This is a genomic window from Streptomyces sp. SID14436 (assembly GCF_010548465.1).
In the GTDB taxonomy this organism is placed as follows: domain Bacteria; phylum Actinomycetota; class Actinomycetes; order Streptomycetales; family Streptomycetaceae; genus Streptomyces.
Window position 1 is genome coordinate 1 of the sequence record NZ_JAAGMD010000700.1, and the last position, 22637, is coordinate 22637.

The window sequence follows — 22637 nt, forward strand, 5'->3', positions numbered from 1 at the left end:
GCCGGGCCGCGGGCCGCGCGTCCCCTCGGCCGCGCCGGCGGACGGCCGCCAGGCGGCACAGGCGCAGCCGTGAGCCCGGGGCGGCGCTCTCGGTCGGTTCCATTCCCGTCCCTCTCACAGCCGGCGGTGCCCACGCCACGCGGCCCGATGCCCGACAACTCTCAGCGGCTCCGCGATGGAAAGCCCTTCCCCGGACCCTTTGCGCACACGGGGATGCCCCGACCGCAGCTGGGCACGGCAGGTGCACCTCTCAACAGTAGGCCGCGGAAGGCTTCCTCGGGCACCGGTCGCCGACGGTTGCCCGAATGCGCCCCGGCCACCCGTATGCATCTGGTATGCGCCGATCGGGGCGTCTTCAACCGTTACCCGTCGGCCGAAAGCGCGGCCTCCGCGGCTGCTTCCGGTCCGTCCGCGAGGAGGATCTCGAAACCCTGCTCGTCCAGGACCGGAACCTTGAGCTGCATCGCCTTGTCGTACTTCGATCCCGGGTTGTCACCGACGACCACGAAGGACGTCTTCTTGGACACCGATCCGGTCACCTTGGCGCCCTGGTTCTGCAGCGCCTCCTTCGCCCCGTCGCGGGTGAAGCGCTCCAGGGTGCCCGTGACGACGACGGTGAGTCCCTGGAGCGGGCGCGGGCCCTCGTCCTCGCCGGAGGTCTCGTCGGCCATCCGGACCCCGGCCGCCTTCCACTTCCGGATGATCTCGCGGTGCCAGTCCTCGGCGAACCACTGCTTGAGCGAGGCGGCGATGATCCCGCCGACCCCGGGGGTGGCCGCCAGTTCCTCCTCGGAGGCCTGCTCGATGCGGTCCATGGAGCGGAACTCGCGGGCCAGCGCCTCCGCCGCGACCGGTCCGACGTGGCGGATCGACAGGGCGGTCAGGATGCGGGCGAGCGGGCGGTCCTTGGCCGCGGCGATGTTCTCCAGCATCGCCACCGCGTTCTTCTTGGGGGCGCCCTCCTGGTTGGCGAAGACGGTGGCGATCTTCTCCTCGCCGGTCTTCGGGTCCCGCTTGGGCAGACCGCTGTCCTGGTCGAGCACGTACGCCTTGATGGGCAGCAACTGCTCGATGGTCAGGTCGAACAGGTCGCCCTCGTCGCGCAGCGGCGGCTCGGCGGGCTCCAGCGGCCGGGTGAGGGCGGCGGCGGCGACGTAGCCGAAGTGCTCGATGTCCAGGGCCTTGCGGCCGGCGAGGTAGAACAGCCGCTCGCGCAACTGGGCGGGGCAGGTGCGGGCGTTGGGGCAGCGCAGGTCGACGTCGCCCTCCTTCATCGCCTTCAGCGGCGTGCCGCACTCGGGGCACTCGGACGGCATGACGAACTCGCGCTCGCTGCCGTCGCGCAGGTCGGCGACCGGGCCGAGGATCTCGGGGATGACGTCGCCGGCCTTGCGCAGCACCACCGTGTCGCCGATGAGGACCCCTTTGGCCTTGACGACGTCCTGGTTGTGCAGGGTGGCGAACTCGACCTCCGACCCGGCGACGGTGACCGGCTCGACCTGGGCGTAGGGCGTGACCCGGCCCGTGCGGCCCACGCCCACGCGGATGTTGATCAGCTTGGTGTTGACCTCCTCGGGCGCGTACTTGTACGCGATGGCCCAGCGCGGGGCGCGCGAGGTGGTGCCGAGGCGGCCCTGGAGCGGGATCTCGTCCAGCTTCACGACGACGCCGTCGATCTCGTGCGCCACGGAGTGGCGGTTCTCGCCGTAGTACGCGATGAACTCCCGGACGCCCTCGATGCCGTCGACCACCTTGTTGTGCGGAGAGGTGGGCAGGCCCCAGGACTTGAGCAGGTCGTACGCCTCGGACAGGCGGGTGATGCGCCCGGAGAAGCCCTCCAGCGCGCCGATGCCGTGCACCACCATGTGCAGCGGGCGGGTGGCGGTCACGCGCGGGTCCTTCTGCCGCAGCGAACCGGCCGCCGCGTTGCGCGGGTTGGCGAAGGGCTTGTCGCCGGCGGCCACCAGGCGGGCGTTGAGCTCCTGGAACTTCTCCATCGGGAAGAAGACCTCGCCCCGGATCTCCACCAGGTCGGGCACCTCCTCGCCGGTGAGCCGGTCGGGGATCTCCGCGATGGTGCGGACGTTGGGCGTGATGTCCTCACCGGTGCGGCCGTCGCCGCGGGTCGCCGCGCGGGTGAGGCGGCCCCGCTCGTAGGTGAGGTTGACGGCCAGGCCGTCGACCTTGAGCTCGCACAGGAAGTGGAACTTCTGGTCGCCCAGCTCCCGGTGGATGCGCTCGATCCAGGCGGCGAGATCCTCGTCGTTGAAGGTGTTGTCCAGGGAGAGCATCCGCGAGCGGTGCTGGACGGAGGTGAACTCCGTCTCGTACGCCCCCGCGACCTTCTGGGTCGGCGAGTCGGGCGTGCGCAGCTCGGGGTGCTCCTCCTCCAGGGCCTCCAGCTCGCGCAGCAGCCGGTCGAACTCGGCGTCGCTGATCACGGGCGCGTCGTTCACGTAGTACCGGAAGCGGTGCTCCTCGATCTGCTCCGCGAGCTGTACGTGCTTCTCGCGCGCCTCGGCGGGCACGCTCGTCGTCTCCGCCTGCTGGTCGCCGGCCACCGTGGGTCCTCCCGTTACTCTGGGTTGTCCGCGAGGGATCTCGCGGCCCGGACGCAGTGGGCGTAGGCGGACCGCGCGTACTGCGGGGAGGCTCCCGCGAGTCCGCACGCCGGGGTGAGGGTGACCGCCTCCGCGAGGAGCTCCGGCCGCAGCCCCAGCCTGCGCCACAACGTTCTGACACCCACGACGCTACCGCCAGGGTCCGACAATGGGCCGTCCGTGCCGGGCACGACACCGGCGAGCAGCCGGACGCCGTCCTCGACCGCCTCCCCGATCGCCTCGTCGTCACGCTCGGTGAGAAGCGAGAAGTCGAAGGACAGGCCCGCCACGCCCGCCCGGCGCAGCAGGGCGAACGGCACGTCCGGGGCGCAGGAGTGCACCACCACGGGGCCGCCGTCGTGCGCCGAGACGATGTCCCGCAGGGCCGCCTCGACGGTCTGCCGGTCCACGGCCCGGTGCGTGCGGTATCCGCTGGCGGTCGGCACCTGCCCGCGCAGGACGGCGGTCAGGGACGGCTCGTCGAGCTGGAGGACCGGGCGGGCGCCGGGGACCCGCCGCCGGATCTCGGCGAGGTGCAGGCGCAGCCCCTCGGCGAGGGAGGCGGCGAGGTCGCGGCAGGCACCGGGGTCGGAGAGGGCGGCCTCGCCGTTGCGCAGCTCCAGGGCGGCGGCGAGCGTCCAGGGGCCGACCGCCTGCACCTTGAGCGGGCCCCGGTATTCCTGGGTGAACTCCTCCAGGGCGTCCAGGTCCTCGCCGAGCCAGGAGCGGGCCCGCCGGGTGTCGCGGCCGGGCCGGTCGCCGATCCGCCAGCCGCTGGGCTCCACGCGCGCGTACAGCTCGACGAGCATCCCGGCGGTCCGGCCGATCATGTCGGCGCCGGGGCCGCGGGCGGGCAGTTCCGGTAGGTGCGGGAAGTCCTCGAAGCTCCCGGTGACCGTCTTGGCGGCCTCGCGCGCGTCGGTGCCCGGCAGGGAGCCGACGCCGGTCGCGGGACCGAACCTGATCTGGCTTTCTTCGCTCACGTGAGAAGCGTACGCAGTGCGGCGGCCGGGGATTCACGTCCCCGGCCGCCGGCCGCTACGGACGGCCCGGGCGCACCGTCAGGTCGTTGACCTCGGCGTCCCTGGGCAGGTCGAGGGCCATCACGACGGTCGTGGCGACCGACTCCGGGTCGATCCACCGGCCGGGGTCGTAGTCCTTGCCCTCCTGCCGGTGCACCTTGGCCTGCATGGGGCTGGCGGTGCGGCCCGGGTAGACCGAGGTGACGCGGACGCCGGCCGCGTGCTCCTCGTGGCGCAGGGAGTCGGCGAGGGCCTTCAGGCCGTGCTTGGAGGCCGCGTAGGCGGACCACTCGGCGTGCGCGTTGAGGCCCGCGCCCGAGTTGACGAAGATCACGTGGCCGCGGCTCGCGCGGAGCTGGGGCAGGAAGTGCCGGGTCAGCTCGGCGGGGGCGATCAGGTTGACGTCGAGCTGGTGCCGCCAGGTCTTCGGGGTCAGCTCGCCGACCCGGCCGAGTTCGACGACGCCCGCGATGTGCAGCAGCGAGTCGACCTGCTCGGGGAGCGACTGGTGGGAGAAGGCCCAGCTGAGCCGGTCGGGGTCCGCGAGGTCGCCGACGAGGGTCCGGGCGCCGGGGAACTCGGCGGCGAGCTCCTTGGCCCGCCCGGCACTGCGGGCGTGCAGCACGAGGTCGTCGCCGCGCGCGTGCAGGCGGCGGGCGACGGCCGCGCCGATGCCGGAGCCCGCTCCGGTGATCACATGGGTAGCCATGACGGCCATGCTCGCATCACCGCGGGCTCAGCGAATGCCCCGGCTCTCCTCCAGATGGGCCAGCGCCCCGACGGGTTCCTCGGCGAAGAACACCAGGTCGGTGAGCGGGCGGGGCAGGAAGCCCTCGGCGTCCATGCGGCGGAACTGTTTCTTGAGCCCGTCGTAGAAGCCGGCGGTGTTCAGCAGGACCACCGGCTTCTCGGTGCGGCCGTGCTTCTTCAGCTCCAGGATCTCGGTCGCCTCGTCGAGGGTTCCGGTGCCGCCCACCATGATCACGACGGCGTCGGCCTTCTCCAGCAGCAGCCGCTTTCGCTCGGCGAGGTCCGGGGCGACGACCATCTCGTCGGCGCCCTCGCGGGCCTTGGCCGCCAGGAAGTCCACGGAGACGCCGACCAGCCGGCCGCCCGCCTCCTGCACCCCGTCGGCGACCACCTTCATCAGGCCGACGTCGGAGCCGCCCCACACGAGGGTGTGCCCGCCCTTGCCGAGCAGCCGCGCGAACTCCCGCGCGGGGCGCGTGTAGCGCTCGTCGAGGTCGGCGGCGGAGAGGAAGACGCAGATGTTCACGGCCCCACGGTACGGCCCGGCCCTCCCGGTGCGCTCCGGTGCCCCCGGGCGGGAAGAAACGGGCGGCCGGCGCGCGCTGTACCCGGCACGCGCCGGCCGTCCGGCCGGCGGCGTCGCATCCTCCGGGAGGGCCGATCGTGACCGCAGGACATCGCATCAGCATCGAGGAGAGCGGCCGGCAGGTGCGCGTGGTGCGCGACGGCCGGGAACTGGCCCGCACGGACCGGGCCCTGGTGCTGCGGGAGACGGGCTGTCCCCCGCGCTACTACATCCCGCCGGAGGACGTGCGGCTGGACCTGCTGACGCCCTCCGCGACGACCACCCACTGCCCCTTCAAGGGCACCGCGTCGTACTGGTCGGTGCCGGACGCGGCGGACCTGGTGTGGGCGTACCCGGACCCGAAGCCCGGGGTCGAGCGGATCAGGGACCACCTGTGCTTCTACGAGGCCGACGTGAGCTGACCCCCGGCGGCGGGGGCGGGCGGGGCGTGACACCAATCCGGGGCGATCGGTGGACGCGCCGCCCGCCTCACCGACGAATTCGGCGCGGTGCGGCAGTCTGCTGAGACATGGACAAGAACATTCTTTCGCGCGACGGCACCCCGATCGCGTACGAGACGGCCGGGCGGGGTGCGACGGTCGTCCTCGTCAGCGGCGCGATGTCGACGGGGGCGACGGTGGCACCGCTGGCCGCGCCGCTCTCCGAGCGGTTCCGGGTGGTGGTCTACGACCGCCGGGGCCGCGGCGGCAGCGGGAACACCGAGCCGTACGCGGTGGAACGCGAGGTCGAGGACCTGGCGGCGCTGATCGAGGAGCTGGGCGGCGAGGCGTCGCTGTACGGGGTGTCCTCCGGGGGCGCGCTGGCGCTGCGGGCCGCGGCGAGCGGGCTGCCGGTGCGTCATGTCGCCGTGTACGAGACGCCGTTCGTCCTGTCCGAGGAGGACCTGAGGGAGCGCGCCGAGTACACCGAGCAGCTGACCGCCGCCCTGGCCGAGGGCAGGCGCGGGGACGCGGTGGAGCTGTTCCTGCGGCTGACCGGGCTGGGCGAGGCGGTCATCCAGGGCGCCCGGCAGTCCCCCATGTGGGCCGGCATGGAGTCCATGGCGGGGAGCCTCGCCCACGACGACGCCGTGATGGGGGGCGGGGGCGTCCCCCGGGAGCTGCTGGCGTCCATCCCGGTGCCGGTGCTGTCGATCGCGGGCGACGCGAGTCCGGCCTGGATGCGCGATGCCGCGCGGGCGATCGCGGACGGGGTGCCGCACGGCACCTGCCGCACGCTCCAGGGGCAGACGCACATGGTCGAACCGGACGTGCTGGCGCCGGTACTGGCGGACTTCTTCGGGCGGTGAGCCGCGAGCGGCGGGGCCGTGGGCGGGGGCCCGCTCAGGCCACGCCCGCCGTCGCCCGCTCGGTGGCGGCGATGGTCGCCGAGCCCACCACGCGCGTGCCGTCGTAGAGCACGATCGCCTGGCCGGGGGCGACACCGCGCACCGGTTCGGTGAAGCGGACGCGCAGTTCGCCGTCGACGGGCTCCGCCGTCACCTCGGTCTCGCCGCCGTGGGCACGCAACTGGGCGGTGTAGGTGCCGGGGCCGACGGGGGCGGCGCCGCACCAGCGGGGGCGGATCGCGGTGAGGGCGGTGACGTCGAGGGCGTCCGCAGGGCCGACGGTGACGGTGTTGTCGACCGGGGAGATGTCGAGGACGTAGCGGGGCTTGCCGTCGGGGGCGGGGGTGCCGATCCGCAGGCCCTTGCGCTGGCCGATGGTGAAGCCGTAGGCGCCCTCGTGGGTGCCCACCTTGGCGCCGGTCTCGTCGACGATGTCGCCCTCGGAGCGGCCGAGGCGGTCGGCGAGGAAGCCCCGGGTGTCGCCGTCGGCGATGAAGCAGATGTCGTGCGAGTCGGGCTTCTTGGCGACGGCGAGTCCGCGGTGCTCGGCCTCGGCGCGGATCTCCTCCTTGGTGGTGACGGTGTCACCGAGGGGGAACATCGCGTGGGCGAGCTGCCGGTCGTCGAGCACCCCGAGGACGTAGGACTGGTCCTTGGCCATGTCGGAGGCGCGGTGCAGCTCGCGCGTGCCGTCCTCGCGGACGATCACCTGGGCGTAGTGGCCGGTGCACACGGCGTCGAAGCCGAGGGCCAGCGCCTTGTCCAGCAGGGCGGCGAACTTGATCTTCTCGTTGCAGCGCAGGCACGGGTTGGGGGTGCGGCCGGCCTCGTACTCGGCGACGAAGTCCTCGACGACGTCCTCGCGGAACCGGTCGGCGAGGTCCCACACGTAGAAGGGGATGCCGATGACGTCGGCGGCGCGACGGGCGTCGCGTGAGTCCTCGATGGTGCAACAACCCCGCGCGCCGGTGCGGAAGGACTGCGGGTTCGCGGAGAGCGCGAGGTGGACGCCGGTCACGTCGTGGCCGGCCTCGGCGGCACGGGCCGCGGCGACGGCGGAGTCGACTCCGCCGGACATGGCGGCCAGGACGCGGAGGGGGCGGGAGCGCTGCGGGGTGTCAGTCATAACCCCTCCAGGGTACGGGGGCGCGGGAACCACGGCCGCCGGGTATCCGTTGAAGATCGCATGGGGGCCAGAAGAGCATCCGAGGACGGGGACCGGCGCATCGGGCGGCGGGCCCTGATCGTGGGCGGGGTGGCGGCCGCGGCGGGCACGGCGGTGCTGGCCCGGGACGAGCTGGCCCGCCTGTGGTGGCGTGCGCCGGGGGTGGAGAAGCCGCGCACACCGGGCGAGGTCGATTTCGCGGGCGCCCGCTGGATCGCCGCCTCGGAGGCCAACTGGCGCCGCGCGGACCGGCCCGACGACTACGGCATCGACATGGTGGTCGTGCATGTCACGCAGGGCAGCTTCGACAGCGCGGTGAAGGCGTTCCAGGACCCGGGGCACCGGGCGGCCACGCACTACATCGTGGGGCAGGACGGCCGGGTGGCGCAGATGATCCGCGAGCTGGACGTGGCGTACCACGCGGGCAACCGCGACTACAACGAGCGCAGTGTCGGCATCGAGCACGAGGCGTTCGTGGACCGGCCGCAGGATCTCACCGACGAGATGTACGCGGCGTCGGCGCGGCTGACGGCGCGGATCTGCGCGCGCTACGAGATACCCGTCGACCGGAAGCACATCATCGGGCACGTGGAGGTGCCGGGCGCCGACCACACCGATCCGGGCCCGCACTGGGACTGGGACCGCTACATGAAGCTGGTCCGCCGCGCCCGCACGTCACTGAACACCCCGGAGGCGACCGCCTCTCCCTGAAGGGTGCTCGCGGTCAGGACAGTCCGGCCGCGCGGGCGCGTTCCACCGCCGGGCCGATGGCCTTGGCGAGGGCCGCCACGTCGGCCGCGGTGGAGGTGTGGCCGAGGGAGAAGCGCAGGGTGCCGCGGGCCAGGTCGGGGTCGGTGCCGGTGGCCAGCAGGACGTGGCTGGGCTGGGCGACGCCGGCGGTGCAGGCGGAGCCGGTGGAACAGGCGATGCCCTGGGCGTCGAGGAGCAGCAGCAGCGAGTCGCCCTCGCAGCCGGGGAAGGTGAAGTGGGCGTTGGCCGGGAGCCGCCCGCCGGGCGCGGGGTCGCCGCCGAGGACGGCGTCCGGGACGGCCTCGCGGACCGCGGCGACCAGGTCGTCGCGCAGCGCGCCGATCTCGCGGGCGAACCACTCCCGCTGCTCGGCGGCCAGCCGTCCCGCGACCGCGAAGGAGGCGATGGCGGGGACGTCGAGCGTGCCGGAGCGGACGTGGCGCTCCTGTCCGCCGCCGTGCAGGACGGGCACCGGGCTCCGGTCGCGGCCGAGGACCAGCGCGCCGATGCCGTAGGGGCCGCCGATCTTGTGGCCGGAGACGGTCATCGCGGCGAGTCCGGAGCCGCCGAAGTCGACCGGCACCTGGCCGAACGCCTGGACCGCGTCCGAATGCAGCGGGACCTGGAACTCGGCGGCGACCTCGGCGAGTTCGCGGACCGGCAGGACGGTGCCGATCTCGTTGTTGGCCCACATCACGGTGGCGAGGGCCACGTCGTCGGGGTTGCGGGACAGGGCCTCGCGCAGGGCGTCGGGGTGCACCCGGCCGTGGCCGTCGACCGGCAGGTACTCGACGGTGGCGCCCTCGTGCTCGCCGAGCCAGTGGACGGCGTCCAGGACGGCGTGGTGCTCGACGGGGCTGGCGAGGATCCGGGTGCGGGCCGGGTCGGCGTCCCTGCGGGCCCAGTACAGGCCCTTCACGGCGAGGTTGTCGGCCTCGGTGCCGCCGGAGGTGAACACCACTTCGCTGGGCCGGGCGCCGAGGGCCTCGGCGAGGGTCTCCCGGGCCTCCTCGACCGTGCGGCGGGCGCGCCGGCCGGCCGCGTGGAGGGAGGAGGCGTTGCCGGTGACGCCGAGGTGCGCGGTGAGTGCCTCGACTGCCTCGGGAAGCATCGGGGTGGTCGCGGCGTGGTCGAGGTATGCCATGGTGGGCCCGATTCTACGGGGCGCCGGGCACCCGTCCCGGGCCGCCGGGGGGCCGGGTTCGCGCCGTCCGGTCACAGGCTCCAGGAGAGGGTGTTGTCCGCCTGCATGAAGGCGAGCAGGACCAGCAGGTCGGCGATGCCGAGGCCGAGGCCCAGGGCGGCGCGCCCGCGCCGGGCGGTGCCGCGCGTCAGGGCCAGGCCCGCGAGCACGATGGCGAGCGGTCCGAGGACGACGTTGAGGACGAGCAGGCCGAGCAGGCCCAGGACGAAGGACGCGACGGCCATGCCGTCGGCGTCGCGGACTCCGGTGCGGTCGGTGGCCCCGGCGGTGAGCTGCATGAGGATCGGCTCCCTCGGTCGACGAGAGGTCGGACGGTCGGTGGTCGGCACGGGGTGCGGGGGCGGGCCCGGCGGGTCCCCGTGCGGGGTCAGTGCGCCGGGCCGCGGCGGCCGCGGCCGTGGCGCTCGCGCAGGGCGAAGACGCCGAGCCAGACGGCGATGACGAGTCCCGCGGCGAGCGTGAAGGCCGGCGGCGCGTGGGCGACGGTGCCCAGGACCACTCCGAGCAGCAGGAGTGCGGCGACGAGGAAGAGCATGGTCGGGATCCCCCAGATTCGGTGAACGGTCGCAGTAACACTTGTTCACTGACTACCCAGTCTAGCGGGCTCGTCACTTTGCAATCCGGGAGAACAGTTGTTGACTGCATGGCATGAGTCACACCCTCGGCACCCGGCAGGCCCAGAAGCTGAAGACCCGACGGGCCCTCCTGGACGCGGCTCTGGAACTGCTGGAGGAGCAGAGTCTGAGCAGCCTCGGGCTCCGCGAGGTCACCCGGGCCGCGGGGGTCGCCCCGACCGCCTTCTACCGGCACTTCCACTCCATCCCCGACCTGGGGGTGGCGCTGGTCGAGGAGGCGCTGGACAGCCTGCACCCGATGATCCGGACCATCGTCTCGACGCCCGGTGACACCGACCGGCGCATCACGCGCGCCGTCGGGCTGATCGCCGGCCATGTGGACCGGTACCCCGCCCACGTGCGCTTCATCGCCCGGGAACGGCACGGCGGGGTGCAGCCGGTGCGCGAGGCGATACGGGACCAGCTCGCCCGGTTCGCCGAGGAGGTCGCCGAGGCGCTGGCCGCGGACCCGGTGTCCGAGGGCTGGGGCCGGGACGACCTGCTGATGCTGGCCCAGATCTACGTGGACCTGATGCTGAGCACGGCGTCGCTGTTCCTGGAGACGCCGGCGGACGCGCCGCGGGAGCGCGAGCGGGTCGCCCGGCTGGCCTCCCGCCGCCTGCGGTTGATCGGCATCGGACGCCGGCACTGGCTGGACGCGCCGGTGACCGCCTGAGACGGCCCGCCGGACCGGCGGCACGCGGGGGGACGAGACGGCGACGGCCGGGACGGAGCGGTCCGTCCCGGCCGTCGCCCTGCGCCGTGCGGGGCCCGGCGGCTCAGCCGAGCCGGACGCGGGCGAGCTGGCGGGACTGGGCCACCAGGCGGTCGGCGGAGTCCCACACCTCGGCGTCCTCCTCGAGGAAGCCGCCCGCGAGGTTGCGGGTGGTGACGGCCACCCGCAGCGGGCCCGCAGCGGGACGGGCGCGCACGTGCGCGGTCAGTTCCACCGTGGGCACCCAGCCGGACAGGCCGAGCTCGAAGGCGGTGGGCGGCAGCGCGTCCACCGCGAGGAGCAGGGAGAGCGGGTCGGGGTCCCGGCCGTCGGCGAGGCCGAACCAGGCGCGCATCTCGCCCCGGCCGGAGGGCTGCCCGAGGGCCCACCCGAGGGTGGACGGGTCCAGCTTGAGCATCAGCCGGTCGGTGATGGCGGAGCTGCCCTCGACCGGGGCGGGGCCGTCCTCGGGGCCGAAGCACTGGTCCATCGGCGGGATCGCGGGCGGTTCGGCGGTGGTGCGCACGTCGTCGGGGAGGGCGTCCAGGTCGCCGTAGGAGGCGAGGACGCGGATGCGCTCGACCTCGCGGCCCTGCTCGTCGTACTGGAGGAGGGACGCCTGGCCGGTCGACAGGCTGCGCCCGGTGCGCACCGTCTCCGTGCGGACGACCGCCGGGCCCGGCTGGGAGGCGGTCAGGTAGTGGGCGGAGATGGTGAACGGGTCGGCGTGCGGCAGGGTGTCGCCGAGCGCACGGCCCAGGACGGCCAGCAGATAGCCGCCGTTGACGGCGTTGATGATCGTCCAGCCGGCGGAGAGGTCGATGTCGTAGACGCCGGGCTCGCGGCGGACGACCGCGGTGTCGCGGTCGAACTCGGCGGCGCCGATCGGGGCCCGGACGGTGGCCGGGGCGAAGGCTGCATCTGGCATGGCTGAACAGTACAAGAGTCACCTACTAAGCGGTAGCTTTGGGCGGGTGGTGCGGGCGACATGAGGGGCGATGTCCCCAAGCAGCCCGGTTCGGGCTGAACCCGGGCGCCGTTCCCGCCCTCTTCCCGGGCATGAGCCTCACCGGGATCCCGTTTCTGTGCACGCTGGCCGTGCTCACCGCTGTCGCCCTCGTGCTGCCGCTCGTGCTGTGGACACGGGTCGGCGGACCCCGCGCCGTGCGCGCCGGCACCCGGATCCTGATGCTGCTGTTCGCCCAGCTCACCGCGGTGGCCCTGGTCTTCACCCTGGTCAACAACAGCAACCAGCTCTACGACAGCTGGGCCGACCTGCTCGGCACCGGCGACCACGTCCGCGAGGCCGCCGACCTGGGCAGCGACGGCACCGGCGGCGTCGTGGTGGAGCGGCTGCCCAGGGTCGGCCAGCGCTTCCGGCCGGCCGGCGGGCCCGGCATGCGGGAGGCGGGCGGGGTCCGCGTCACCCGGCTCGACGGCCGGATCTCGGGCGTCCGCGCCGAGGTGTACGTGTGGCTGCCGCCGCAGTACGACGACCCGGCCTGGCGCGACCACGCATTCCCGGTCGTCGAACTGCTCCCGGGCCACCCCGGCTCGGCCAAGGCCTGGTTCGGCACCCTCGACGCGCACGAGCAGCTGCTGCCGCTGATGCGCAGCGGCCGCGTCGCCCCCTTCATCCTGGTCGCCCCGCGCACCTCCCTGCTGCCCGGCGCGGACACCGGCTGCGCCAACCTGCCCGGCCGGGTCAACGCCGAGAGCTGGCTGAGCGTCGACGTCCCGCGAATGGTCCGGGACAACTTCCGGGCCCAGGCCGCGCCCGAGGGCTGGGCCGTCGCCGGGTACTCGGCGGGCGGGCACTGCGCCACGAAACTGGCCCTGGCCCACCCGGACCGCTACCGGGCCGCGGTCAGCCTGTCCGGCTACAACGACCCGGCCGCCGAACACACGGCCCTCACCGGCCGCGACCCGGTGCTGCGCGAGGCGAACAACCCGCTGACGCTGCTGCGCGAAGCGGTCACTCCGCCGGAGGTCTCGCTCTACCTCTCCGGTCAGCGCGAGGACGGCTACGAGGACGCCACCGCCCTCGCCCGCGCGGCGACCTCCCCGACGAGCGTGCAGGTGGTGCGCCTGCCCCGCAGCGCCGGCGGCCACACCATGGCGCTGTGGCGGCCCCAGGTGGTCCCGGCGTTCCGCTGGCTGACCGAGGAACTCGGGGCCCAGCCCACGCCGTCGCCGTCCGCCGCTACTCCTCCCGGACCGAGGAGCGCCGCTGCCACGCCCGGGGCGCCCGCCAGTGGTAGCGCAGGGCCAGCAGCCGGATCAGGAACGCGGTGACCGCGGAAAGGGCACTGGTGGCCGGGTTCAGCACGTCGAGGCGCAGGCACACCACGGTCATGGTGGCGCCGACGATGGCCGGCACCGCGTAGAGGTCGCGGTCCCAGCGCAGCAGCGAGGGCACCTCGTTGGCGAGGACGTCGCGCAGCACACCGCCGCCCACGGCGGTCATCAGGCCCAGGGCCGCGGAGGCGGCCAGGTTCAGCCCGTAGTCGTGCGCCTTGACCGTGCCGACCACGCAGAACAGGCCGAGCCCCGCCGCGTCGAAGACGTTGACGCCGCGCTGGAGGCGCTCCACGTGGGGGTGGAAGAAGAACACCAGGACGGTGGCGATCAGCGGGGTGACGAAGTAGCCGAGGTCGGTGAAGGCGGCGGGCGGCACGGCACCGATCACCAGGTCCCGGAAGAGACCGCCGCCCAGGCCGGTGACCTCCGCGAGCACGGCGAGGCCGAACACGTCGAAGTTCTTGCGGACGGCCAGCAGCGCACCCGAGATCGCGAAGGCGAAGATGCCGATCAGATCGAGTGCGTGCAGGACGGACGGGCTGAACAGTTGCTGGAGCACCCGGCCATTCTGGCCGAGCCGGCCCACCGCGCCCGACGCGGCCTGGGTCCCCGGCGCGCGTGCCGCGTCCGGAGACGGGGGAGCGCCGGGCTCGTCGCCCGGCGCTCCCCCGCGGCGCGTCCCGCGGCCGGTCAGTCCGTCTTGTCGACGGAAGGACCGGAGGCCGCCGGGCCCGCGGCTTCGGCGTCCTGGACCTCGGCCTCGGCCTCGGCGGCACCGCCGGCCGCCGTCTCGGCGGCCGGCACCTTCTCCTTGACCGCTTCGGCGTCCGGCTTGGTCGTCGAGTCGGCCGGCAGCAGGGGTGTGGGGGCCTTGGTGACCTCCTCGGGCTGCTCGGTCACCGCCTCGTCGGTCTGCGTGACGGCCCCGATGTCCGTCGGCCGGGTGGGCTGGAGGGCTCCCGACTCGATCTCGGCGACGTAGTGGCAGGCCACCTTGTGCCCGTCACCCGCGTCGACGAGCGCGGGACGCTCGGTCGCGCACCTCGGCTGGGCCCACGGGCAGCGCGTGTGGAACCTGCACCCCGACGGCGGGTTCGCGGGGGACGGCAGGTCGCCCTGGAGCAGGATGCGCTCACGCCGGTCCTCGGCCTCGGGGTCCGGAAGGGGCACCGCCGACATGAGGGCCTTGGTGTACGGGTGTTTGGGGGCGGCGTACAAGGCGTCGCTGGGCGCCTCCTCCACCAGGGAGCCGAGGTACATGACCCCGATGACGTCCGAGATGTGCCGCACCACCGCCAGGTCGTGGGCGATGACCAGGTAGGTCAGCCCGAGCGACTTCTGGAGGTCCTCCAGCAGGTTGATGACCTGGGCCTGGACCGAGACGTCGAGCGCGGAGACCGGCTCGTCGCAGATGATCACGTCGGGTTCCAGGACGAGCGCCCGCGCGATGCCGATGCGCTGCCGCTGGCCGCCGGAGAACTCGTGCGGGTAGCGGGAGAGCGCATTCTCCGGGAGGCCGACCTTGGCGAGGACGTCCTTGATCCGCTTCCGCCGCTCCTCCTGGTTCGCCCCGATCCCGTGCGCGGCCATGCCCTCGCTGAGGATCGACTCGATGTTCTGCCGCGGGTTCAGGCTGCCGAGCGGGTCCTGGAAGACCATCTGGAGCCGCCGGCGGAACCGGCGCATCTCCTCCTCCGGCAGCTTCGCCAGATCGGTCCCGTCGAAGACCACCTCACCGTCGGTGATGTCGACCAGCCGCAGGACGCCACGGCCGAGGGTCGTCTTGCCGCAGCCGGACTCGCCGACGAGGCCGTAGGTCTGACCGGCCTCGACCTTCAGGGAGACGCCGTCGACGGCATAGACGTGGCCGACCGTCCGGTCGAAGAGCACGCCCTTCCTGACGGGGAAGTGGACCTTCACGTCCGAGAGTTCGAGCAGGCTCATGCCGAGACCTCCGCCTGGGACGTGGGAAGGACCGGGTTGACGCAGCGGACCTGGTGTCCGGCGGCACGCGGTTCGGTCAGTTCGGGCGTGCCGGTCAGGCACTCCATGGTGTACCGGTCGCAGCGGGGTGCGAAGGCGCAGCCGTCGGTCCAGGCGATCCGGTCGTTGATGGAGCCGCGGATGGGGTTGAGCGGCTCCCCGCGCGGCGCGTCGAGCCGCGGGATGGAACCGAGCAGCCCGTGCGCGTACGGGTGGGTCGGGTGGGTGAACAACTCGCGCCGCCCGGCGGACTCCACGGCCCGGCCCGCGTAGAGCACGTTGACCTGGTCGCACAGGCCGGCCACCACGCCGAGGTCGTGGGTGATCATCAGCAGGGCGGTGCCCTCCTGGTCCACGAGTTCCTTGAGGAGCTCCAGGATCTGCGCCTGGATGGTCACGTCGAGGGCGGTGGTGGGCTCGTCGGCGATGAGCATCCGAGGGGCGCAGGCCACCGCCATGGCGATCAGCGCGCGCTGGCGCATGCCGCCGGAGAGCTGGTGCGGGAACTCCTTGAGCCGCCGGGTCGGGTCGGGGATGCCGACCCGGTCCAGCAGGTGGGCGGCCTCCTTGCGGGCGGCCTCCCCCTTCATGCCGCGGTGGCGCTGGAGGATCTCGGTGATCTGGACGCCGATCGGCACGACCGGGTTGAGCGACGACAGCGGGTCCTGGAAGATCATCGCGAGCTCGCTGCCGCGGAGGTCCCGGCGTTCCTGCGGCGACATGGTCAGCAGGTCACGGCCGTCGAAGAGGGCTTTGCCGCCCACCCGGACGCCCTTGCCGGGCAGAAGTCCCATCAGGGCGAGCGAGGTCACGGACTTGCCGCAGCCCGACTCGCCGACGAGACCGACGACCTGGCCCTCGGCGACGTCGAAGGAGACACCGTCGACCGCGATCGAGTCCTTGCGGCCCTTGGCCGTGAACGTGACGCTGAGTTCGTCGACTGAGAGTAGTGCCATGAGAGTTCAGCCTCGCAGTTTCGGGTCGAGCGCTTCGCGCAGGGCCTCGCCGAGCAGGGTGAAGCCGAGAGCGGTGATGATGATCCCGAGTGCGGGGTAGACCGCCATCATCGGCTCGTTGTCGAAGAAGCGCTGGGCCTGGGCGAGCATGACCCCCCATTCCGGGATGGCGGGGTCCGGGTTGCCGAGGCCGAGGTAGGACAGGGCTGCTGCCTCGATGATCGCGGTGGCCAGGGACAGCGTCGCCTGGACGATGACGGGGCTCAGCGAGTTGGGCAGGATCTGGGTGAGGACGATCCGCTTCTTGCGCAGGCCGAGCGACTTGGCCGCGAGCACGTAGTCCGAACCGCCCTGCACCAGCATCGATCCGCGCAGCAGCCGCGCGAAGATGGGGATCTGCACGACACCGACGGCGATCATCACCGTGGTCAGCGACTGTCCCATCACCGCGGCGATGGAGACGGCCAGCAGCAGCGAGGGCAGCGACAGCATGATGTCGGTGAACCGCATGATCACCGTGTCGATCCGCTGTCCGGCGCGTCCGCCGAGGGTCGCGGCGGCGCCCGAACAGATGCCGATGGTGGCCCCCACGATGAGGCCGATGAGCATCGAGACGACACCGACGAGCAGGGTCTGACGGGCCCCCACGAGCCACCGGCTGAACAGGTCGCGCCCCAGGTGGTCCAGGCCGAACCAGTTGCCGCCGCGCATGCCGACGAATTCACCGCGGTTGGGGAAGACGTCACCGCGCCAGGTCTGGGCGGTGGGCGCGTGGGGGGCGACCCACGGTCCGATGATCGCGAGGACCACGAACAGGACGATGATCACCGCACCGATGGCGGCCATCTTGCTCGCCCGGAGCCGGCGCATCGCCTCGCGCCACAGGCTGGCACCGCTGGTGACCTCGTTGGTCGTCATCAGCTCCGCGAGCCGGTCGATCTTGTCGGCCTTCTTGGTCACGGTCGTCACGTCAGTGCACCCGCACTCTCGGGTCGATAATGCTGTACGCGATGTCGACGAGGAGGTTGATGAGGACGTAGACCATCGCGATGAAGAGAATGAACCCGACGAGCACGGGGTAGTCACGGCCGTCGATCGCCGTGCGGATGAAGGAGCCGATGCCGCCGAAGTCGAACACGGACTCGGTGAGCACCGCGCCGGACAGCAGGCTGCCGGTCAGCAGACCGACCGCCGTGATCACCGGCAGCAGCGCGTTGCGCAGCACGTGACGGCCGCGCACCACACGCTTCTCGAGTCCCTTGGACTCCGCGGTCCGCACGTAGTCCTCACCCAGCACCTCCAGCACGCTCGCCCGGGTCATGCGGACGATGACGGCGAGCGGGATGGACGCCAGGGCGATCGCGGGCAGGATGAGGTGCCAGATGGCGTCCCAGCTCGCGTCGAACTCGCCCGTGAGCACGCCGTCGAGCACCGCGAATCCGGTGACCTCGGTCGCGTTGATCCCGGTGGTGAGCCGGCCGGAGGCGGGGAAGATGCCCAGCTGGACGGAGAAGATGGACCGCAGCAGGATCGCCAGGAAGAACACCGGGATGCAGACGCCGACCAGCGACGTGGACACCGAGGCGACGTCGATCCAGCCGCCGCGGCGCTTGGCGGCGAGGTAGCCCAGCGGGATGCCGACGAGCACGGCGATGAGGATCGCCGCGACGCTGAGTTCCACGGTCGCCGGGAACCGCAGCGTGAACTCCTCCCACACCGGCTGTCCGGTCTGGACCGAGGTGCCCAGGTCGAGTTCGAAGATGCGCTTGAGGAAGCGCCAGTACTGAACGTAGACGGGCTGGTCCAGCCCGAGCGCACGGTTGATGCGCGCCACTTCGGCCTCGGTGGCCTTCTCCCCCAGGATCGCTGAGGCGGGTCCACCGGGCAGCCGGTCGAGCCACAGGAAGAGCAGTACCGACAGGCCGAGCAGCGTGGGTATGAGCTGAAGCAGTCTTCGTACGACGAGACGCAGCACCCCGCATGCCCCTTTCTAGCGTGATGTCTTACTGAACGGAACCGCCCGGCCGCCGAGTTGCGACGGCCGGGCGGACCCCCCGTTGGTGCTTCACACCGCGTGTGCCTACTTGAAGGAGGCCTCGGCGAACACTTCCTGCGTCAGCGGGGAGACGTTCGGCGGGTTCACGTTCTTGGCAAAGGCGATGGCCGGCGGGGACGACGAGACCGGGACACCCGGCAGGTAGTCCATGATGACCTCGTTGGCCTTCGTGTAGGCGGCCACGCGCTCGTCGTGGTTGCCCAGCTTGGAGCCGGCGTTCACGGCGTCGAAGACCTTCTGGTCCTTGAAGCCCCACTGCTTGTCGTACTCGGCGAACCAGGTACCGATGAAGTTGTAGCCGTCGTTGAAGTCACCGGTCCAGCCGAGCATGTGCAGGGCGCAGGAGCCCGACTCGGTGGCGTCCAGGTAGTCCGGGGCCCACTTCATGGCCTTCGGCTTGACGGTGATGCCGGCCTTCTCCAGGTCGGCCTTCATCAGCTCGAACAGGTCCTGCGGGGCAGGCATGTACGGGCGGGTGACCTCGGTCGGGTAGCAGAACTCGATCTCGAGCTTCTCCTCACCGGCCTTCTTCAGCAGGTCCTTCGCCTTGTTCACGTCGTGCGGGTACTGCGTGACGTTCTTGGAGTAGCCCTCGATGGTGTCCGGCATGAACTGGTCGGCCACCTTGCCGCCCTCGGGCAGCTGGGTCTTGACCAGGTTCTCCTTGTCGATCGACTGCGCGATCGCCTGGCGGACTTCCTTCTTCTTCAGGGCCGGGTTCGCCGTCTGGCTCATGCCCACGTAGAAGAGGTTGAAGACACCACGGGTCGGGACGACGAAGCCCTTGTCCTCGAGGGTCTTGACGTCGGCGGGCGCGACCAGGTCGTAGCCGTCGATGTCACCGGCCTCAAGGGCCTGACGGCGCGTCTGCTCGTCGGAGATCGTGCGGAAGACCAGGTTCTTGATCTTCGCCTTCTCGCCCCAGTAGTCGTCGAAGCGCTCGAGGGAGACTTCCTTGTTGCCCTTGTTCCACTTCGTGATCTTGTACGGGCCGGTACCGGCGACCGTGCCGGCCTCCTGGCTGTACTTGGGGTACGTGATGGCGTCGCCCTTGGCGGAGGCGTCCTGCTTCTTGTACTCCTCGATGGCCTTCGGCGAGTGGATCGCGAGGGCGTTGAGGGAGAAGCCGCCGGGCAGGTTGGCGGAGGGCTTCTTGACCTCGATGACGGCGGTGTTCTCGTCCTTGGCGGTGCAGGACTTGTAGTTCGCCTCGGGGGTCTCCGGGTCCTCGTTCTTCGCGAACCCGCCCATGATGGTCTGCCAGTAGTAGGAGACCGCGCTCGACTGGTAGGTGCCCTTCCAGTTGAACCAGTGGTCGTAGTTGGCGCACACCGCGTCGGCGTTGAACTCCTCGCCGTCGTGGAACTTCACGCCCTTGCGGAGGTTGAACGTCCAGACGGTGCCCTCGTCGTTGCTGGACCACTTCTCGGCGAGGCCGCCGACCAGCTCGCTGCCGCCCGACTCGTGCTCGAGCAGGGCCTCGAAGGCCTGCCGGGTCACGCGGAAGGTTTCACCGTCACTGGCCAGGGCAGGGTCCAGGGAACCCGGATCACCGGCGCCGGCGAAGACGAAGGTGTCCTTGTCGCCACTGCCTTCGTTGTCACTGTCCCGGTCGCTGGAGCAGCCCGTGGCGATCAGACCGACCGCGACCGCGGCCGTGATCACCCGAGCGGCTCGGGACTTGGATATGCGCATATGGGGCCACTCCGGGTCCGCTATGTGGATGCAAGATGACCGCCCGAACACTACTCACGTTCGCAGGGAGTCAGGAACAGTCCGGATAGCGGTGATACCTACCTGAGATCTGAACGCTCGACATAAGGGACGCATCAGGCGCCCGGTGCCGGAAATCCGGGCGCGGGAGGCGTCCGCGGCCGTCCCGAAGCCCCCTCAGGACAGCGCCCCGGAGCGGAAAGCATCGCGAAACCGCAGGTGACAGGCGGGTGATCACTGATAGCTCACCGCGCACGGGGTGCGTGGTCGAGACAAGCTGACGTGCGTTCAGCGGGCGGGACTCCGGGCGGCGTCGGCGCGTGTCCGCCGGCGGCCGGGCGTCCGCATGATGGGATTGCGGGCCTCGGCGCGGGCCCCCGGAGCGGCGGATCCGGCCCGGTCGGTGCCGGTCTGTCGGTGCCGGTCGTCGCCGGTCGGTGCCGGTCAGTGCCGGTGCGCGGGCGGGTAGCCGTAGCCGGCCGCGGGGGCGGGGGCGTGGGCCTCCCGGTCGTAGAACGGACGGGCGTTGACGCGCAGCCACATGGCGACCGGGTCGTGTTCGTCGGACATCGCGACGGTGGAGACGGGCAGCCCGTCCGGGACGGCGCCGAGCGACTGCTGCATCATGCCGCGCACCGCGTCCACCGACGGCGGCGAGGTGTCGTACACGTCCAGGCCGATGGCGAGGTACGGCGCCCCCAGCGCGGGCTGCACCCAGGCGCGGCGCAGGGCGCGGACGGCCGGGGTGCGGTGGGCGTTCTGCGCGAGCAGGGCGTAGAACTGCGGGATCTCGATGCCGGGTTCGGACAGTCTGAGCGGTCCCGCGGGCTGGCGGTCGAGGCCCGTGGCGATGCGGCGCAGGTCCAGCCACGGGATGCCGACGCCGCCGCCGGGCGCGTGCGGGTTGAGCCAGAGGCCGAAGCGGTCGGGGTAGAGGGCGCGGGCCACGTCGAGGCCGTCGACCACCTCGTAGGACCGGTTCCAGCCGCTGGCGGACAGCTCCTGCGCGGAGGTGACGCACGGCGCGTAGCCGTGGCCGTCGACCTCCATGTTCCCGTACTGGGCGTCCGGGGAGCCCGCCTGGCCGTGCCACAGCAGCATCCAGACCTGGCCGGAGGCGGGCGTGGCGAGCGCGCGCAGCAACGCCTCGTAGGCGTCGTAACGCCCGGGCGTCACCTGGCGCAGCATGTGCTCGACCTGTCCGGCCGCCGCGGTGCCAGCGCTCACTTTGTATCGCCCCTCCGTACAACGCCCTCACCCGAGCCAATGAACCTAGCTTAAGCCGCCCCGCGCCGACCGGACCGGTGGCGGTCCGGCGGCCGTGCGGCCGTCCGCGCCGCGGCCCGGGCGGCCCGGGGCCCGCCCGTCCCGGCCGGCCGGGCCTACTGCTGCTGGTAGAAGGGCCGCACGCGCTCGCGCATCCAGTCGCCGACGGGGTCCTGGGCGACGTCCAGGAGGACCACGTTGACCGGCCACTTCACCGGCGTGCGGCCGAGCGCGCGGCCGAGCGCGTCCGTCGGCAGGGTGTGCGGGTCCTCGTCCCACCGGGTCAGTTCGACGCCGATGAAGAGCACCGGGTCGGCCGTCTCGACCGCGGCCAGGCAGCGGCGGGCGGTGCGCACCACGCCGAGCGCCTCGAACTCGGCGCCGGCCGCCGCGAGGAAGTCCACCGGGTCGTCCTGCCAGTCGGGCTCGAACAGCCGGACCCGGCCGCCGCCGCCCGGCGTCCCGTCGGGCGGGGTGTTCCCGCCGCGGCACAGGTCGGCCACCGCCTCGGGCGGCAGCGGGATGCCGATGACGCCGCCCGGGTTCACGGCGATCCCGGCCTGCGGGGGCAGCCCGCGGGCGAACTCCACGGCGGGCGCGATGGTGTACGACATGTGCGAGCCGACCACCTGGCGGAACTGCTCCTCGGAGCTGAAGACCGGCACGTAGGCCTGGCCGTCGAGTTCCATCGTGGGCAGGTCCAGGGCGCCGCTGTCGGGGCCGCCGCCGTTCGGCAGGGGTATCCACACGAAGCTGCGGCCCAGGACCTCGACGATCCGGCCGCCGGCCGAGGGGACGCCGAGGGAGGCGGAGAGCACCTCCTCCAGTTCGTTGCCGGGCCATCCGCCGTGCGGATGGGGGTGTGCCTGTGCCGGGAAGTCCGCGGAGAAGCCCGCCGGGAAGTCCATCTGCCTACCGCCTGCCTGGAACCACTGCTGTGGCTGGAAAGGCTAACCGCTGCCGCCCGGCCGCCGTCCGGCCGTGCGGCGTTCCGGGCCGGTGTCCGGCCGGATGTCCGGCCGGATGTCCGCCGTCGGGCCGGGTGTCCGCCGTCAACGGGTGAACCCGATCAGGCTCAGGGTGTCCGTCGCGTCCCGGTCGAGCAGGACCACCGAGCCGCAGCCGGCGGGCGGTTCGCCCCGCCGCACCGCGCGCAGCAGCCGCTCCACCGCCGCGCGGTGCCGCAGGAAGGCGTACCGCGAGACGCCGCGGCCGCGGGCGCGCTGGCCGTCCAGGGCCTGTTGCGGGGTGACGTCGAGGAGCAGCAGCCGCAGGTGCGCTCCCCGGCGGCGGGCCTCGCGGGCCAGCCAGCGGCGCACCCACGCCTGGGTGCCGCAGTCGTGCACCACGACGCCCTCGCCTGTGCGCAGGGTGCGGCGCAGGCCCGCGTAGTGGTCCAGGCGGACCAGCGGCCGGTAGAGCGCGTACGGCAGGAAGCGGGGCATCCGGGCGTCCCAGCGGTCGCGGGTGTCCTGGGAGTCGACGCGGGGGCCGCGCACGGTGCGCCGCATCAGCGTGGACTTGCCGCTGCCGGGCAGTCCGGTGACCACGACGACGTCCTGCGGGGCGAAGAGCAGGGCGTGCGGGCCGCTGCCGGCGCGTCCGCGCAGGTCGCGGACGGCGGGCTCG

General features: G+C 72.5%; 23 protein-coding genes. 5 read left to right on the plus strand and 18 right to left on the minus strand.

Translation table 11 applies throughout. The features are described from left to right. Positions 1 to 362 precede the first annotated feature (362 nt). The 4 genes from ligA to G3I53_RS25175 are packed head-to-tail and all read right to left on the minus strand — an operon-like array spanning position 363 to position 4898. Positions 363 to 2561: an NAD-dependent DNA ligase LigA gene (ligA, locus tag G3I53_RS25160; protein WP_164338234.1), complete on the minus strand. Its 2199-nt coding sequence runs from the start codon at positions 2559 to 2561 to the stop codon at positions 363 to 365. 14 nt (positions 2562 to 2575) lie between these two features. Then, on the minus strand, positions 2576 to 3583 hold the full coding sequence (locus G3I53_RS25165; RefSeq protein WP_164338233.1) for a methionine synthase: 1008 nt from the start codon (positions 3581 to 3583) through the stop codon (positions 2576 to 2578). Positions 3584 to 3638: 55 nt separating this feature from the next. After that, the gene (locus tag G3I53_RS25170) at positions 3639 to 4340 is read right to left on the minus strand and encodes an SDR family oxidoreductase (protein WP_164338232.1); all 702 of its coding nucleotides are present in this window, start codon (positions 4338 to 4340) and stop codon (positions 3639 to 3641) included. An 18-nt stretch (positions 4341 to 4358) separates the two neighbouring features. Continuing rightward, the gene (locus tag G3I53_RS25175) at positions 4359 to 4898 is read right to left on the minus strand and encodes a TIGR00730 family Rossman fold protein (RefSeq protein WP_164338231.1); all 540 of its coding nucleotides are present in this window, start codon (positions 4896 to 4898) and stop codon (positions 4359 to 4361) included. Positions 4899 to 5035: 137 nt separating this feature from the next. Here G3I53_RS25175 and G3I53_RS25180 point away from each other — a divergent pair, with 137 nt between their 5' ends. Together G3I53_RS25180 and G3I53_RS25185 are read left to right on the plus strand one after the other, a co-directional pair. Continuing rightward, the gene (locus tag G3I53_RS25180; protein ID WP_164338230.1) at positions 5036 to 5359 is read left to right on the plus strand and encodes a DUF427 domain-containing protein; all 324 of its coding nucleotides are present in this window, start codon (positions 5036 to 5038) and stop codon (positions 5357 to 5359) included. A 107-nt stretch (positions 5360 to 5466) separates the two neighbouring features. After that, positions 5467 to 6246: an alpha/beta hydrolase gene (locus G3I53_RS25185; protein WP_164338229.1), complete on the plus strand. Its 780-nt coding sequence runs from the start codon at positions 5467 to 5469 to the stop codon at positions 6244 to 6246. Positions 6247 to 6280: 34 nt separating this feature from the next. Here G3I53_RS25185 and mnmA read toward each other — a convergent pair whose 3' ends face one another. Continuing rightward, complete coding sequence (gene mnmA / locus G3I53_RS25190; RefSeq protein ID WP_164338228.1) at positions 6281 to 7411, minus strand: tRNA 2-thiouridine(34) synthase MnmA; 1131 nt, start codon at positions 7409 to 7411, stop codon at positions 6281 to 6283. A gap of 60 nt (positions 7412 to 7471) precedes the next feature. Here mnmA and G3I53_RS25195 point away from each other — a divergent pair, with 60 nt between their 5' ends. Continuing rightward, complete coding sequence (locus G3I53_RS25195) at positions 7472 to 8161, plus strand: peptidoglycan recognition family protein (protein ID WP_164338227.1); 690 nt, start codon at positions 7472 to 7474, stop codon at positions 8159 to 8161. A gap of 13 nt (positions 8162 to 8174) precedes the next feature. Here the strand turns inward: G3I53_RS25195 and G3I53_RS25200 are convergent, their stop codons facing one another. The 3 genes from G3I53_RS25200 to G3I53_RS33450 form a co-directional block, all read right to left on the minus strand. Then, positions 8175 to 9344 carry a cysteine desulfurase family protein gene (locus G3I53_RS25200; protein ID WP_164338226.1) on the minus strand — a complete coding sequence of 390 codons (1170 nt, stop codon included), beginning with the start codon at positions 9342 to 9344 and terminating at the stop codon, positions 8175 to 8177. Between the two features lie 71 nt (positions 9345 to 9415). Then, on the minus strand, positions 9416 to 9682 hold the full coding sequence (locus G3I53_RS25205; protein WP_164338225.1) for a DUF4190 domain-containing protein: 267 nt from the start codon (positions 9680 to 9682) through the stop codon (positions 9416 to 9418). A gap of 89 nt (positions 9683 to 9771) precedes the next feature. Next, on the minus strand, positions 9772 to 9939 hold the full coding sequence (locus G3I53_RS33450; RefSeq protein WP_192229807.1) for a hypothetical protein: 168 nt from the start codon (positions 9937 to 9939) through the stop codon (positions 9772 to 9774). A gap of 113 nt (positions 9940 to 10052) precedes the next feature. Between G3I53_RS33450 and G3I53_RS25210 the strand changes: the two genes are divergently transcribed. Beyond that, a complete protein-coding gene (locus G3I53_RS25210) occupies positions 10053 to 10694 on the plus strand; it encodes a TetR family transcriptional regulator (RefSeq protein ID WP_164336282.1) in 642 nt (213 codons plus the stop codon). A gap of 103 nt (positions 10695 to 10797) precedes the next feature. Here the strand turns inward: G3I53_RS25210 and G3I53_RS25215 are convergent, their stop codons facing one another. Then, positions 10798 to 11661 carry a thioesterase family protein gene (locus G3I53_RS25215; RefSeq protein WP_164338501.1) on the minus strand — a complete coding sequence of 288 codons (864 nt, stop codon included), beginning with the start codon at positions 11659 to 11661 and terminating at the stop codon, positions 10798 to 10800. A 131-nt stretch (positions 11662 to 11792) separates the two neighbouring features. Here G3I53_RS25215 and G3I53_RS25220 point away from each other — a divergent pair, with 131 nt between their 5' ends. Beyond that, a complete protein-coding gene (locus G3I53_RS25220; RefSeq protein WP_164338502.1) occupies positions 11793 to 13028 on the plus strand; it encodes an alpha/beta hydrolase-fold protein in 1236 nt (411 codons plus the stop codon). Here the strand turns inward: G3I53_RS25220 and G3I53_RS25225 are convergent. From G3I53_RS25225 to G3I53_RS25265, 9 genes are all read right to left on the minus strand, one after another. Continuing rightward, on the minus strand, positions 12937 to 13593 hold the full coding sequence (locus tag G3I53_RS25225; protein WP_164338503.1) for a trimeric intracellular cation channel family protein: 657 nt from the start codon (positions 13591 to 13593) through the stop codon (positions 12937 to 12939). The genes G3I53_RS25220 and G3I53_RS25225 overlap by 92 nt on opposite strands. A gap of 131 nt (positions 13594 to 13724) precedes the next feature. Next, complete coding sequence (locus tag G3I53_RS25230; protein ID WP_164338504.1) at positions 13725 to 14978, minus strand: oligopeptide/dipeptide ABC transporter ATP-binding protein; 1254 nt, start codon at positions 14976 to 14978, stop codon at positions 13725 to 13727. Further along, a complete protein-coding gene (locus G3I53_RS25235; RefSeq protein ID WP_164338505.1) occupies positions 14975 to 15973 on the minus strand; it encodes an ABC transporter ATP-binding protein in 999 nt (332 codons plus the stop codon). The genes G3I53_RS25230 and G3I53_RS25235 overlap by 4 nt, the downstream gene beginning before the upstream one ends. A gap of 6 nt (positions 15974 to 15979) precedes the next feature. Continuing rightward, a complete protein-coding gene (locus G3I53_RS25240; RefSeq protein ID WP_343240686.1) occupies positions 15980 to 16942 on the minus strand; it encodes an ABC transporter permease in 963 nt (320 codons plus the stop codon). A gap of 1 nt (position 16943) precedes the next feature. Beyond that, entirely contained in the window at positions 16944 to 17948 is a 1005-nt protein-coding gene (locus G3I53_RS25245) for an ABC transporter permease (RefSeq protein ID WP_164338506.1), read from the minus strand. A 105-nt stretch (positions 17949 to 18053) separates the two neighbouring features. Next, positions 18054 to 19724, minus strand: a complete 1671-nt coding sequence (locus G3I53_RS25250; protein WP_164338507.1) for an ABC transporter substrate-binding protein — start codon at positions 19722 to 19724, stop codon at positions 18054 to 18056. A gap of 462 nt (positions 19725 to 20186) precedes the next feature. Then, positions 20187 to 20969 (minus strand): enhanced serine sensitivity protein SseB C-terminal domain-containing protein, encoded by a 783-nt coding sequence (locus G3I53_RS25255; protein WP_343240687.1) that lies wholly within the window; start codon positions 20967 to 20969, stop codon positions 20187 to 20189. Positions 20970 to 21124: 155 nt separating this feature from the next. After that, complete coding sequence (locus tag G3I53_RS25260; protein ID WP_164348327.1) at positions 21125 to 21916, minus strand: enhanced serine sensitivity protein SseB; 792 nt, start codon at positions 21914 to 21916, stop codon at positions 21125 to 21127. Between the two features lie 144 nt (positions 21917 to 22060). Next, positions 22061 to 22637, minus strand: a 577-nt coding sequence (locus G3I53_RS25265; RefSeq protein WP_164438799.1) for an AAA family ATPase, incomplete at its 5' end; no start/stop codon positions are given.

Bases quoted from the DNA above. Each gene is read 5' to 3' on its own strand.
- G3I53_RS25170 (WP_164338232.1), bottom strand. From the start codon at position 4,340: ATGGCCGTCATGGCTACCCATGTGATCACCGGAGCGGGCTCCGGCATC.
- G3I53_RS25185 (WP_164338229.1), top strand. From the start codon at position 5,467: ATGGACAAGAACATTCTTTCGCGCGACGGCACCCCGATCGCGTACGAG.
- mnmA (WP_164338228.1), bottom strand. From the start codon at position 7,411: ATGACTGACACCCCGCAGCGCTCCCGCCCCCTCCGCGTCCTGGCCGCC.
- G3I53_RS25195 (WP_164338227.1), top strand. From the start codon at position 7,472: ATGGGGGCCAGAAGAGCATCCGAGGACGGGGACCGGCGCATCGGGCGG.
- G3I53_RS25200 (WP_164338226.1), bottom strand. From the start codon at position 9,344: ATGGCATACCTCGACCACGCCGCGACCACCCCGATGCTTCCCGAGGCA.
- G3I53_RS25205 (WP_164338225.1), bottom strand. From the start codon at position 9,682: ATGCAGCTCACCGCCGGGGCCACCGACCGCACCGGAGTCCGCGACGCC.
- G3I53_RS33450 (WP_192229807.1), bottom strand. From the start codon at position 9,939: ATGCTCTTCCTCGTCGCCGCACTCCTGCTGCTCGGAGTGGTCCTGGGC.
- G3I53_RS25210 (WP_164336282.1), top strand. From the start codon at position 10,053: ATGAGTCACACCCTCGGCACCCGGCAGGCCCAGAAGCTGAAGACCCGA.
- G3I53_RS25215 (WP_164338501.1), bottom strand. From the start codon at position 11,661: ATGCCAGATGCAGCCTTCGCCCCGGCCACCGTCCGGGCCCCGATCGGC.
- G3I53_RS25220 (WP_164338502.1), top strand. From the start codon at position 11,793: ATGAGCCTCACCGGGATCCCGTTTCTGTGCACGCTGGCCGTGCTCACC.
- G3I53_RS25230 (WP_164338504.1), bottom strand. From the start codon at position 14,978: ATGAGCCTGCTCGAACTCTCGGACGTGAAGGTCCACTTCCCCGTCAGG.
- G3I53_RS25235 (WP_164338505.1), bottom strand. From the start codon at position 15,973: ATGGCACTACTCTCAGTCGACGAACTCAGCGTCACGTTCACGGCCAAG.
- G3I53_RS25250 (WP_164338507.1), bottom strand. From the start codon at position 19,724: ATGCGCATATCCAAGTCCCGAGCCGCTCGGGTGATCACGGCCGCGGTC.
- G3I53_RS25260 (WP_164348327.1), bottom strand. From the start codon at position 21,916: ATGGACTTCCCGGCGGGCTTCTCCGCGGACTTCCCGGCACAGGCACAC.